A 10,711-nucleotide genomic window follows, 5' to 3' on the forward strand; every position below is an offset into this window, starting at 1 on the left:
AACCGCGCGGATTCATGCCTGCGGCACTTTGCGGCTGAGTTATGCCGGCTTCATCAAGGTCTAGGCGAAAAAACCGTTCTTCCTGTACCGATGACGCCGCCACGATAGTGGCGTCCGCACAAAGAACCCATCCGGGCAACACCATGGCCGCCGAGAATACGAGAGGCACATCAAGCCTGATCGGGCTGACCGCCGATAGCGTTGTCGCCTAGGACTGGCGGTGAAGGAGCTGCAAAAGCCGCGTTCCAGGTTCTTGCAGGTATCGATGGGGAGGCTGGAAAGGCGACCGGGGTAATCCGGCGCGACCCTCGTCGATACTGATCAAGTGAGGGACGCGCCGGATTTCAGCGAGCAATGCGATGATTATTGCCGCGGTATGCTGCGAATGTTTTTGGCCCGAATGGCCCCCGCTGCCTCAGCCGCAACCTTCGCCATGAAACGTCGCGTGAACTGGCCTACCGGAACGGTGGACTCCAAAGCCCATGAGGTGGCGAGGTCATCGACATTGAATTCGTCCACGATGACCCAGGCCGGCGTATAGAGCTTCGCCCTCTTCGCCTCAGTCTCCGGGATCTCGATGCAACGCCGGCCAGGCCCCGGGGCCTTACTCGTGATGGGAAAAAGCAGACGCCGCGTGCCGCCATCCTTGCCTGCGACGATTACCATCACACAAGTCGGCCGAGCCTTTCGGCCACTTTCTTCACCGCGATCGAATTCGCGCGCCCACAGGTAGGAATAGAGAATGACGTGGCCGTGTTCAGGCTCGGTCATTCTCCGCTATCCCTTAAGGCGACGGCGTCCAGGCCAGCGAGAATTTCATCACGCTCGACTCCCTTGAGGTCTTCGACACGATACGCTCGCTGTGCGCTTCGTCCCGACAATCGATCGAACTGCTCAGCTGTCAGGAGCACGAACTTGCGCTTGCCGCGCTTTGTGATCTCGACAGGCCCTCGGTATGCCGCCTCGACCACCTCGCCGGATTTGTTGCCGAGGTCGGTTAGCGTAAAGCTGGTCATCCTGGCTCTCCATCTTCACGCCTAAAATAGGCGAAATAGCTGTTTTTGGCAATACGGTTAAATTCCCTGCTTCAGGTACCATCCCGATCAAATAACGCACCGCTCGGTTGCCGTCCCTTGAGGCGCACGCGGGCGAGTTCGAGAAGCGCAAAGGCTATCTCGTCCTCGGTCCAGCCGAATTCCGCTGCGCGCTCAAACAATTGCTGAAGGGCCGGTCCCAAGGCGAGCTGGCACTGAAGGCCGCGGTCCGGATGGTCAACCGGGCAGCTTGGTTGCACGATCGCAATGCTTGATCGCTTCATTGCAGGCCATGGGCTCTCGCCCTTTTCCTTTAGCCAAACGAGGCGCGCCAACTCACGTGTTGTTCGTGCGCGGCTCGGCAACCGCTTCATCTTGTCAACCAGCCGCTCCAGCGATCCCGCGCGTTCCAGCTCCTTGAAGAAATGATGCGGCGTGACGCTACCGAGCCGGTGCATCTCGGCTAGGTTCCACACATACGGATAGGCGACCATGAAATCGGATCGAGGCGAGGCCTTGGACGGTTCAGCCTCGGTCAGAATGCCGCCGCCCACGAGCCGATCAGCCTTCTCGATGATTTGGCGCACCCTCGATGTCGACAAGTCATGTTCCTGCGCCAGGTCAGCGAAGGGCTTGCCCGTCAGAAAGCCTTCGACCAGGGCGATGTTCCTATCGACGGTCGGGGTAAAACCCCAACAGGCGCGCAGTTTTTCCAGCATCTGCCGTTCGTTCATCCGTTGTTCGCGCCCCTGCAAACCCTAACCGGCCAAATCGGCGCTTGGAAGCCCCACGAGACTCACATAGTGGCCCGGTGCGTACGTTGGGAAAAAAGTGCAGCGGCACCTCTGCCGCGTGGGTTCGGCGGACGGCATTTCCCAGGTCAACTATTGACGACTTGTGCCCACCGGCGATCTCCACGATCCGTCGGCGGCCTGGTACCGCAGCGAGACCGGCTGGGCAGGCTCGAAGTGCGATACGATCCTCGCGATATCAGCCACATCTACATCCGGGATCCGGAGACCAGAGAACTTCGCGCTGTCGAGAGGCGCGACGGTGCGCTCGCACCGACGACGTTATGGGACCCTCGAAGGACGGAGAATTAAACACGCGGCCATGTAGGTTGAAGGGCTTCATGAATGAATGCCATATGGCGATGGCTTTTTGGGAGCGACCTATGAAACGTCTTGGGGCATGCGGATTGGCCTGACCAGCCGGCGCAGCAGGCGATTGCCGGGACGTCACCGCCTGCCACGTTCAGGCGCTTCCTCAACAGAGACCTTAAAGCAGAGCCACCGAGACCAGGCAGGCCGAAAGTGGATCAGTGTGAATCCATGTGTCGGGCCTCGGAAGGCTGGTGCAGGGCTTTCACTTACGACGCATGGAACCGGAAATGCTTCCTCAAGGAAGGACCTGGCCGACTCTTGATGAACGCCCGCGCCACCAGCCGCGTCATGTCGGAGCTTGGAACCCTGACCGCGTCAGGCGCAGCTGCCTACTTCGAGTATTTCGACGACCGGCCTTTCTTCGGGAAATGGGTTCCGCGTGCTGACCGCCCGCGTCCGCGGCGAGTGCGAACGGGATTGCTCGGCGCTGGACCAGTGCATCGCTTTCGGATTCACCCAATCCCAGAAGCGCTGCGTCCTCTTCGACCAACCGGGCGAATATTCAAGCAGCCGGGGAACTGACAGCGGCGCAAAACGCCAAGCTTGATCGGAGAACAAGCCGGGAAAGTGTCTCGCTTGACGATTCGGAAAGACCCGCTGTTTATACCTTTTTCATCGGCTTTTTTCTTTATCGTTGGCGTCGGAATTGTCCTGCCAGCATGGTTGGCTTTTCATATTGGCGGTTCGGGTTTGGTTGACGTCGTGTTGCTGTCGTCCAGCGTGGCGGGTCTGGTGCTCGCACCAGTCGCCGGCCATCTGGTCGATGGTCATGTCGAGCAAAGAACTGAGGTCTTTCAATTTGAACTAATTCCCGCAGCCCCGACCGTCAGACCGGTCTTGTCGCGGGCGCCGTATCCACATCTGACAAGCGGAGCGTGTCGCCCCCTGTTCGCCCTCATCCGGCGAACAATTCCTTGTAACCGGTCGTCACCATCCAGTTCGCCCGATCGAGATGGCTTCGCACGATTTTCCGGGCGCGCTCCGGCTCTTGCACCGGATCGATGCCGAGGATGACCTGCGCCATCTCCTCATAGCTTGCCTCATCGGCACCTGCATCCAGGAGCCTCAGGTAGGTCGTGAAGTGCTGACGGTCGTAGGTGGTCAGGCTGTCAGACCAGGGCACTTCTTCTTTAAGACCTGGTTTAACGACTGGATGTTTCATCGATATCGGGCTCCGGAAGTAAGTGATCGAGAGCGATTGTTTCTTTTCGACAGCCTAACCAAGCGGATGGGAAACATCGTAGCTAAGACAACATCGCGACCATGACCCGCAAGCGCCCGCTCGAGGCGATATGCGCATCTTCTGAGCGGTTCAACCCAGGTTAGGGATGAATTGCAAAAAGCTCAAGACCGTCCTCGGTGCCGACGAGCATCGCGATAGTCCTGCCGGGCTGTATTTGCTTTCGGTGGTGACCGCCACTATGAAGCGACGCTTCGCCGACTGTGTTTCACGCCGCCTGGAGAGTTTCATGACAGAAGAAGCCGAAAAAAACATCGACACCCTCATCGAGCTCACGGCCGATGTCGTCTCAGCCTATGTCTCCAACAATCCGATCCCGGTGGGGGATCTCCCTGCCCTCATCGGCCAAGTGCACGCGGCCCTGAAAGGGACGGCCGGAGGTGTCTCTGCAGAAGTGCCGGTTGCCCTTACGCCTGCAGTCCCGATCAGGAAGTCGGTGACACCGGACTACATCATCTCCCTTGAGGACGGGAAGAAATTCAGATCGCTAAAGCGCCATCTGTCGACCCACTACGGGCTGACGCCGGATGGATATCGGGCCAAATGGGGCCTGCCGGCGGATTATCCCATGGTCGCGCCGAACTACGCCGCGGCGCGCTCGGCATTGGCCAAGACGATGGGGCTCGGCCGCAAACCGAAAGAGCCGGAAACGCCGCCGCCGGCGAAGCGCACCCGCAAGAAGGTCGCAGCTTGATTTCAGCGTTCGAGGTTCGTTCTGGAGCGCGCAGCTGCCGTCGATCGCAGCGCGTGGGCGGATTGGCTCGACCCTTCGGTGTCGGCGAAGTCGCTGATCAAGGCCCTTCCTCCCGGCACACTGCAGGTAGAGCAAGTCGGGTGACTTGAAACGAAACGGCGCCCGATGTCGATCAGGGACGGGGCGGGGAGCGCACCACCTGCCGGGCTGGCTTGTCCTGACGCTCGCCTTGGTACGAGACCTGGCGCAGGAGATTGTCTTCCGTCCAGGTGAGATAGGTGACCTCGACCACCACTTCAGGCCTGACCCAATGCACGCGCGACAGCTCAAGCGGCGAGCCGAACCGGCTCGCGCGCGGCGGCGGAACGTCGAGGGGCATTCGAGCTGCCTGAAGTGGTTCAAGCCGGCCAGCCAATCGCTTGAGCTCTGCAACCGTGATGCCCGTGCCGGCGCGGCCCGCGTACATCAGACGACCATCATCGGTGTAGTAGCCGAGAAGCAGCGAGCCGATGTGCGGCCGGCTTCCAGTCGGATCGGTCCAGCCGACGACGATGAATTCCTCTCTGTTGAGACACTTTGACTTGACCCATAGGCCGCGATTGCCGGATGCATAGGCGCTGTCGATCCGCTTTGAGATAGCGCCCTCGAGTGCAAGCCGGCAGGCGTGCTTGCGGAACGAAGGCCCGTCGCCGATCACGTGATCGCTGAAGCTCAGGCCGGGCATGTCGGTCGAAAACAGGCCTTCCAGTCGCGCCTTGCGGTCGATGAGCGGCAGCTTCGCAGTGCTTTCTCCGTTCAGGAACAGAAGATCGAAAGCAAAGAAGGCAAGATCGCCCGTGCGGCCCTCGTCCATAGCGGCCTGCAGGCGGCTGAAGGAGGTGACGCCGTCTGCCCGAACGGCGCACAGCTCCCCGTCGACATATGCCTCTTTCACCGGGAGCGCGCGGAGGGCCGCTATCGTCGCTTGATAGCGATGCGACCAATCGAGGCCGGTGCGGGTGAGCAAGCGGATGTCGCTGCCGTCGATCCGCGCGTGCATGCGGTATCCGTCGTACTTGATTTCGTGAAGCCAATCGGAGCCGTTGGGCGCTTCGTCGACCAGGCGCGTCAGCTGAGGCTCGATCCATTTCGGCGGATGCGCTTTATTCGGCTTTGTGGGATTCACCGTCTTCCGCGCCAATTGAGATGAAGCGTCGTCATGCGGGCCAGACTACCACATGATGACGGTGTATCAGCTGCAGCTTCTATCGGAAATCCCGCGTCTTCACCTTGATGCGGTCGATGTGCTCGTAGGGATCGACAAGATTCCTCTTCTTGGGGCAGGCTGCGCGGATCGGGACCGGAACTGCGGGAGAACCAGCCGATGAAAGAAGACCCGGCTGGAGCGATCAGGCTTCTCTCAAAGTTTGCAGGAGAGAATCTGACGAGGACACTGTCGCGAATTGAAACCGATGTAAGGGGTTTGACGGCCGATCAGGCGTTGGGATTTCTGAAAGCCGCCGGTGCGGAACGCGACGTGCTTGCGGCGGCTGGCGAAATGAAACGGCTTGCGTGTCAGATCGACGTCACAATACATGCGCTTGGCATCCTGCTGTGTCTCCCGCACGTTCTCGAACCGGGAGAGCGCGTCGAGTATGTTTCGCTTGGCGCGGGCAACACGGGACGGCAATTCGACCTTGAAACTGACCGCCGCATTGCGGAATTCAAGTTTATAAACTGGCGGGGAGGTTCGGAGTCCATCCGGCAGAACTCAATATTCAAGGATTTCTTCATGCTGGCGGACAGCAACAGCACGAAGCGCAAAATTCTGTACTTGCTAGGAACAGCGCATGCACTGAAATTTCTACACGGCGGCCGCTCGATCAAGAGCGTCCTCAGTCGAGGTGATAAGGTCCAGGTGCTCTTTTTCGAGCGGTTTGGGGATAGGTATCGCAAGGTGAAGGGCTACTTTCACGATCATCATCATGCCGTTTCGATCGTCGACGTGACGCCCTGGCTCGGCGAGCTGGCTGTGGCTGTGCGCTCGCCGGCCTTGATGGTCGCGCCAGAAGCGGACCAACTATGAGCTCTTGGTGGAACCCGAGAAACCTGAGGAAGCGCTTTTTTGGGCCTGATGAGGATCAAGCGAGAACTATGGCGGAAATGATAGAAGCAGCCCCGAAGGCCACCCAACCGCCAGCGGCTCCAACGTCGAACTTGAAGAAATACCTGGACTACTATCGCACACGTAAGGAGCCGCACTACGCGGTTCTGGTCACCGGCGACTGGGGAACGGGAAAGACCTACCAGGTACGCCAAGCGATTCCGAACGACGAAGCGTATTACGTCAGCCTCTTCGGCCTCAATAGCGGCGATGACGTCATCGCAGCTGTCTATACAGCGATGTTTCCGCGAAAGGCGTGGGTCAAGAAGATTGCCGACGGCGTCGGCGACATGACCGCCGAGGTTTCCGGCTTTGGTTCATTGGCTGTCAGCGGCCTTACCTCAGGGCTGGTCGGCGCATTTCTGCGCCAGGAAGTGAACAACGACAAGCCGATCATCTTAGACGATCTCGAACGGTGTGGCCTCGGTGTAAAAGAGACGCTTGGCATCATCAATCTCTATGTGGAGCATCACGGTTGCTGCGTGATCGTCATTGCTCACGACCAGAAGCTGACCGAAGAGTTTTCCGAAGCAAAGGAGAAGATCTTCGGCCAGACCATTCGGGTCGAGCCGCAGGTCCTCGCGGCATTTGACGATTTTCATTCCGCGTTAGCAGCGGGGCCTGAGAAGGACTTCGTCGCACAGCAGCGGGACAACGTGATCGGTATCTTCTCAGAATCCGGGGTGCAATCACTCCGGATATTGCGACATGTGATCGAAGATCTGAGCCGACTGATCGAGACCTTGAGCGAGGAGCATCTGGCGAACGATCCGGCGATGGTTGAACTCGTCCGACTTTTTTGCGCTTTCGACGTCGAATGGCGGGCAGGTCGCCTCGAGCCTGAGGACCTATCGCAAAGGCGCGCGAGTGAATTTGGCTACATTGCTGGACGCGGGGGAAAGGAGGGCGCTGGCGAGCAGCCCAGGATCGTAGTCGCGAAGAACCGCTACAGTTCGGTGAATCTAACCAGTCCGCTACTTCAGGACGAAGTGCTTGGCCAGATGCTGATTGAGGGGAGGTTCGATAAGCCGGGCGTTCGGGCATCGCTGGATGGGAGTTCCTATTTCCTGAAACCTCAGAGCGCGGCGCCTTGGCAGATCGTCGGCAGCTTCGACAAACTCGACGACGACGTTGTTGATGATGCACTCAAGAAGATGCAGGAGCAGTTCGACAAGCGGACCGTGGTCGATTCCGGCGAGATGCTTCACATCTTTGCGCTTCGGATGATGATGGCCAGCAAGGGCATCCTGGGCAAGGACCTCAAGACAGTCGAGAAGGAGTGCAGGTCCTATATCGATGAACTCCTCGCCGAGGGTCGGTTGCCCCCGCGGGGATCTGATTGGCGTTGGTATGACGAGTTCGAACATTCAGCCTATGGAATCGGCTATTGGGTTACTGACGACTACAAGGCGGAGTTCGAGGCGATCTTCCGGCATCTGCTCGACGCGCGTGGCAAGGCCCTCGAGGCAAAGTTCCCAGAACTGGCGCCTGAACTGCTGAAGATCGTGGAGGCCGACGGTCAACGATTCCTCGAACAGGTTTGCTACACCGGAAAGGGGACGAACAGATACGCTTCGATACCTATCCTCGCTGCCATAGAGCCCAAGGATTTCATCGCGGCGTGGATGCGGTCCCCAAAGCCAAACTGGTATTGGATCTCCAACGCTCTGCAGGAACGCTACAAAGGGACTCGGATTGAAGAGGCTCTGAAATCTGAGGCCCATTGGATCGACCAGGTTATAAAGCTTCTGGGCGAAGAAGCCGACAAGGCGTCGGGTTTGGCCAAGCTGCGACTCCTGCGCACAATACCAAGATTGCCACCTAGGCAGGTCGAGGCAGTGCCAGTGTCGGAGAAAACGGCTTCCGGCGAGAGAGCGGCGCCGGCAAAAGCTGCCGCTGTCAGGAGCGGCGGGAGGCGCAGGTCGAAGGACACAGAGACGGACTAAGCTCCATCCGTCTACCGGAAATCCCGTGTCTTCACCTTGATGCGGTCGATGTGCTCGTAGGGATCGACGATATCGCGCGTTTTCGGCATGCCGCGCGGATCGATGCCCGATCCGCCATGATGGGCCTCGTCACCGCGGCCGTGTGGCAATGGAAATGGCGTGTCGCGGTTTCCGACGCTGGCGAGTTCGGCCGACAGATCGGTCAGCTCGTGCGCGACGAGATGCACCACCTCCCCTTCCCGCTGGATGCGGCCGCGCACACCGAGCATGGCCGACGAGAGAAGCACGCGACGGAATTTCTCGAAGATTTTGACCCAGACGACGACGTTGGCGGCGCCGGTCTCATCCTCCATGGTGAGGAACATGACGCCTTTGGCCGAGCCCGGCCGCTGCCGGACCAGCACCAGGCCGGCGGCCTCGAGCCACCGTCTGTCCCGCGCCTGCATGACCTCCTTACAGGTCACGATGCGACGCCGGCGTAGATCGGCACGCAGAAACGACACCGGATGGCTGCGCAAGGTCAGCCCGACATGGCCATAATCCTCGACAACCTCGCGGCCGGCCGTCATCGGCCTGAGCGTGATGGCGGGCTCGTGGATCTCCGTCACCGTTTTGTGTTCACGGGACGTGGCGGCCGCGAACAGGGGCAAAGGTTCATCGCGTAGCGCCTTGATTGCCCAGAGCGCATCGCGGCGGGCAAGGTTCAGATTCGGCAGAAATGCGTCGGCCTCGGCGAGCTGGACAAGTGAAGCCGCCGGCACGCCGGCGCGGCGCCAGAGATCGTCGACCGAGAGGAAGGGTTCGTCGGCCCGCGCCGCGACGATTGCGGCCGCGCCATCATTGCCGAGACCGATCACCATGCGCAGGCCGAGTCGGACAGCGAAGCGATCTTCGACATCGGTCGGCTCAAGCGTGCAATCCCAGCGGCTGGCATTGACGCAGACCGGTCGCACCTCGACGCCATGATCGCGAGCATCACGCACGATCTGGGCCGGCAGATAAAAACCCATCGGCTGCGAATTCAAGAGCGCGGCGCAGAACACATCGGGATGCCAGCACTTCATCCAGGATGAGGCGTAGACGATCAGCGCGAAGGAGGCTGCGTGGCTTTCGGGGAAGCCGTAGCTGCCGAACCCTTCGAGTTGCGAGAAGGTCTTTTCGGCAAAGTCCGGGGTGTAGCCGTTGGCGATCATCCCGTTGATCAGCTTGTCGCGGAATTTCGAGACGCCGCCAGTGTGCTTGAAGGTGGCCATGGCGCGGCGCAGCTGATCGGCCTCGCCGGCGGAAAAGCCGGCGCAGACCATCGAGACCTGCATCGCCTGCTCCTGAAACAGCGGCACGCCGAGCGTCTTGCCGAGCACGCGCTCGAGCTCCGGTGTTGGAAACGACACCTCTTCCGTTCCGTCGCGCCGGCGAAGATAGGGATGGACCATGTCGCCCTGGATCGGTCCCGGCCGGACGATCGCGACCTCAATGACAAGGTCGTAGAATGTCCGCGACTTCATGCGCGGCAGCATCGACATCTGCGCGCGGGATTCGATCTGAAACACGCCAAGCGTGTCGGCCTTGCGGATCATCGCATAGGTGCGCGGATCCTCGGCCGGGATCGTCGCCAGATCGAGGGCGATGCCCTTGTGCTCAGAAGATCGAAGGACCGTTTCATGCAGGTGAGCATACCCAGGGCCAGGACATCCACCTTCATGAATTTGAGGGCGTCGATATCGTCCTTGTCCCATTCCACGACCTGGCGATCCTTCATCGCCGCCGGCTCGATCGGCACGAGGTCGTCGAGCCGGTCATGCGTCAGGACAAAGCCGCCCGGATGCTGCGAGAGATGACGCGGCGTGCCGGCAAGTTGCGCCGCGAGTTCAAGGGTCAGTCGCAGTCGGCGATCGCCGAGATTGAGATTGAGCTCGCCGGCGCGCTGCTCGTCGACTGCTTCGCCATGGCCCCAGACCTGCGAGGACAGAAGTTTGGTCATGTCCTCGGGCAGGCCGAGCGCCTTGCCGACATCGCGGACAGCACCTTTGGTGCGATAGCGAATAACCGTGGAGCACAATGCTGCGTGATCGCGACCGTAGGTCTCGTAGACCCACTGCATGACGATCTCGCGCCGTTCATGCTCGAAATCGACATCGATGTCGGGCGGCTCGCGCCGTTCCTGCGAAACGAACCTCTCGAAAAGGAGGTTGTTGCGTTCGGGATCGATGGAGGTGATGCCGAGCACATAGCAGACCGCTGAATTGGCGGCCGAGCCGCGGCCTTGGCAGAGAATGTCCTGGCTGCGGGCGAAGCGGACGATCGAGTTGACCGTCAGGAAGTACGGCGCATATTTGAGCGTCTCGATCAGCCGCAGTTCGTGCTTTAGGATGCCGACCACCTTGTCGGGCAAGCCCTCGGGGTAACGGCAGGGGAATCGCACATGAGTACAAACGGACTCTTGTGTGGTGTGCGGAAATCGATTCTGAGAGGACCTCTGAATGATCGGAGG

The 10,711-nt window shown here is 60.0% G+C and carries 11 protein-coding genes and 3 pseudogenes; 7 read left to right on the forward strand and 7 right to left on the reverse strand.

Translation table 11 applies throughout. The features are described from left to right. Window positions 1-363: 363 nt before the first annotated feature. The 3 genes from NKJ06_RS15205 to NKJ06_RS15215 all read right to left on the reverse strand — a co-directional run bounded on the left by NKJ06_RS15205 (window position 364) and on the right by NKJ06_RS15215 (window position 1,768). Window positions 364-771: a hypothetical protein gene (locus NKJ06_RS15205; protein ID WP_352810118.1), complete on the reverse strand. Its 408-nt coding sequence runs from the start codon at window positions 769-771 to the stop codon at window positions 364-366. Next, the gene (locus tag NKJ06_RS15210; RefSeq protein WP_352810120.1) at window positions 768-1,016 is read right to left on the reverse strand and encodes a type II toxin-antitoxin system Phd/YefM family antitoxin; all 249 of its coding nucleotides are present in this window, start codon (window positions 1,014-1,016) and stop codon (window positions 768-770) included. Before NKJ06_RS15210 ends, NKJ06_RS15205 begins: the two co-directional genes overlap by 4 nt. Before the next feature lie 71 nt (window positions 1,017-1,087). Continuing rightward, the gene (locus NKJ06_RS15215; protein WP_352810122.1) at window positions 1,088-1,768 is read right to left on the reverse strand and encodes a hypothetical protein; all 681 of its coding nucleotides are present in this window, start codon (window positions 1,766-1,768) and stop codon (window positions 1,088-1,090) included. 69 nt (window positions 1,769-1,837) lie between these two features. Here NKJ06_RS15215 and NKJ06_RS35805 point away from each other — a divergent pair, with 69 nt between their 5' ends. From NKJ06_RS35805 to NKJ06_RS15230, 3 genes and pseudogenes are all read left to right on the forward strand, one after another. Then, window positions 1,838-2,137 (forward strand): Mu transposase C-terminal domain-containing protein, encoded by a 300-nt coding sequence (locus NKJ06_RS35805; RefSeq protein WP_502905618.1) that lies wholly within the window; start codon window positions 1,838-1,840, stop codon window positions 2,135-2,137. An 81-nt stretch (window positions 2,138-2,218) separates the two neighbouring features. Beyond that, a pseudogene (locus NKJ06_RS15225) lies at window positions 2,219-2,443 on the forward strand (PAN domain-containing protein); the annotation flags it as partial. Window positions 2,444-2,576: 133 nt separating this feature from the next. Beyond that, window positions 2,577-2,744 (forward strand): PAN domain-containing protein, encoded by a 168-nt coding sequence (locus NKJ06_RS15230; protein WP_352810124.1) that lies wholly within the window; start codon window positions 2,577-2,579, stop codon window positions 2,742-2,744. A 65-nt stretch (window positions 2,745-2,809) separates the two neighbouring features. Here NKJ06_RS15230 and NKJ06_RS15235 read toward each other — a convergent pair whose 3' ends face one another. Further along, on the reverse strand, window positions 2,810-2,995 hold the full coding sequence (locus NKJ06_RS15235) for a hypothetical protein (RefSeq protein ID WP_352810126.1): 186 nt from the start codon (window positions 2,993-2,995) through the stop codon (window positions 2,810-2,812). Window positions 2,996-3,092: 97 nt separating this feature from the next. Beyond that, complete coding sequence (locus NKJ06_RS15240; RefSeq protein WP_352810127.1) at window positions 3,093-3,359, reverse strand: DNA -binding domain-containing protein; 267 nt, start codon at window positions 3,357-3,359, stop codon at window positions 3,093-3,095. Window positions 3,360-3,666: 307 nt separating this feature from the next. Between NKJ06_RS15240 and NKJ06_RS15245 the strand changes: the two genes are divergently transcribed. Both NKJ06_RS15245 and NKJ06_RS15250 read left to right on the forward strand, forming a co-directional pair. After that, entirely contained in the window at window positions 3,667-4,131 is a 465-nt protein-coding gene (locus tag NKJ06_RS15245) for a Ros/MucR family transcriptional regulator (protein WP_352810128.1), read from the forward strand. Window positions 4,132-4,176: 45 nt separating this feature from the next. Continuing rightward, a pseudogene (locus NKJ06_RS15250) lies at window positions 4,177-4,275 on the forward strand (SOS response-associated peptidase); the annotation flags it as partial. Window positions 4,276-4,303: 28 nt separating this feature from the next. On the opposite strand, the gene ligD reads toward NKJ06_RS15250, so the two are convergent. Continuing rightward, window positions 4,304-5,311 carry a non-homologous end-joining DNA ligase gene (gene ligD, locus NKJ06_RS15255; RefSeq protein WP_352810129.1) on the reverse strand — a complete coding sequence of 336 codons (1,008 nt, stop codon included), beginning with the start codon at window positions 5,309-5,311 and terminating at the stop codon, window positions 4,304-4,306. Between the two features lie 183 nt (window positions 5,312-5,494). On the opposite strand from ligD, the gene NKJ06_RS15260 reads away from it, so the two are divergent. Next, on the forward strand, window positions 5,495-6,196 hold the full coding sequence (locus NKJ06_RS15260; protein WP_352810130.1) for a hypothetical protein: 702 nt from the start codon (window positions 5,495-5,497) through the stop codon (window positions 6,194-6,196). 68 nt (window positions 6,197-6,264) lie between these two features. Further along, on the forward strand, window positions 6,265-8,220 hold the full coding sequence (locus tag NKJ06_RS15265) for a P-loop NTPase fold protein (protein ID WP_352810132.1): 1,956 nt from the start codon (window positions 6,265-6,267) through the stop codon (window positions 8,218-8,220). A gap of 11 nt (window positions 8,221-8,231) precedes the next feature. Here NKJ06_RS15265 and NKJ06_RS15270 read toward each other — a convergent pair. After that, window positions 8,232-10,711, reverse strand: a pseudogene (locus tag NKJ06_RS15270) (error-prone DNA polymerase); the annotation flags it as partial.

Origin of the sequence: Mesorhizobium sp. M0293 (assembly GCF_040321735.1) — a bacterium.
GTDB lineage: Bacteria > Pseudomonadota > Alphaproteobacteria > Rhizobiales > Rhizobiaceae > Mesorhizobium.

What these genes read in the sequence shown, in the direction of transcription:
- NKJ06_RS15205 (WP_352810118.1), bottom strand. Translation starts at nt 771, where the DNA reads ATGACCGAGCCTGAACACGGCCACGTCATTCTCTATTCCTACCTGTGG.
- NKJ06_RS15210 (WP_352810120.1), bottom strand. Translation starts at nt 1,016, where the DNA reads ATGACCAGCTTTACGCTAACCGACCTCGGCAACAAATCCGGCGAGGTG.
- NKJ06_RS15215 (WP_352810122.1), bottom strand. Translation starts at nt 1,768, where the DNA reads ATGAACGAACGGCAGATGCTGGAAAAACTGCGCGCCTGTTGGGGTTTT.
- NKJ06_RS15240 (WP_352810127.1), bottom strand. Translation starts at nt 3,359, where the DNA reads ATGAAACATCCAGTCGTTAAACCAGGTCTTAAAGAAGAAGTGCCCTGG.
- NKJ06_RS15245 (WP_352810128.1), top strand. Translation starts at nt 3,667, where the DNA reads ATGACAGAAGAAGCCGAAAAAAACATCGACACCCTCATCGAGCTCACG.
- NKJ06_RS15260 (WP_352810130.1), top strand. Translation starts at nt 5,495, where the DNA reads ATGAAAGAAGACCCGGCTGGAGCGATCAGGCTTCTCTCAAAGTTTGCA.
- NKJ06_RS15265 (WP_352810132.1), top strand. Translation starts at nt 6,265, where the DNA reads ATGGCGGAAATGATAGAAGCAGCCCCGAAGGCCACCCAACCGCCAGCG.